Raw genomic sequence first — 338 nt, 5'->3', positions numbered from 1 at the left:
AGCTGTGGCACCACCTGATCCCATTCCGAACTCAGAAGTGAAACACAGTATCGCCGATGGTAGTTTGGGGTCTCCCCATGCGAGAGTAGGTCATTTCCAGGCGCCTAATTGACTCGAAAGAGTAGCTTCATTATGAAGCAAGTCTCCTAACCATGACACGTTAGCGACTTAAAAAGCATTTAGCATCGTGCGTAAGCAATTTGCTAAAGGAGCGGTAGTTCAGTTGGTTAGAATACCGGCCTGTCACGCCGGGGGTCGCGGGTTCGAGTCCCGTCCGCTCCGCCAATTACATAGAAGCCTCGTCTAACGACGAGGCTTTTTTGTATCTGAAGCTTACC

The 338-nt window shown here is 50.3% G+C and carries 1 tRNA gene and 1 rRNA gene; both read left to right on the top strand.

The window, feature by feature from the left end:
* Positions 1-102: ribosomal RNA gene (gene rrf / locus H5125_RS21905) — 5S ribosomal RNA — on the top strand; the annotation flags it as partial.
* Between the two features lie 106 nt (positions 103-208).
* Positions 209-285, top strand: a tRNA-Asp gene (locus H5125_RS21900).
* The last annotated feature ends 53 nt before the right edge of the window (positions 286-338 follow it).

The organism is Shewanella sp. SR44-4 (assembly GCF_014163715.1).
In the GTDB taxonomy this organism is placed as follows: domain Bacteria; phylum Pseudomonadota; class Gammaproteobacteria; order Enterobacterales; family Shewanellaceae; genus Shewanella.
The sequence above is the reverse complement of the archived record's forward strand: the minus strand, read 5'-3'. Positions and strand labels throughout refer to the sequence as shown.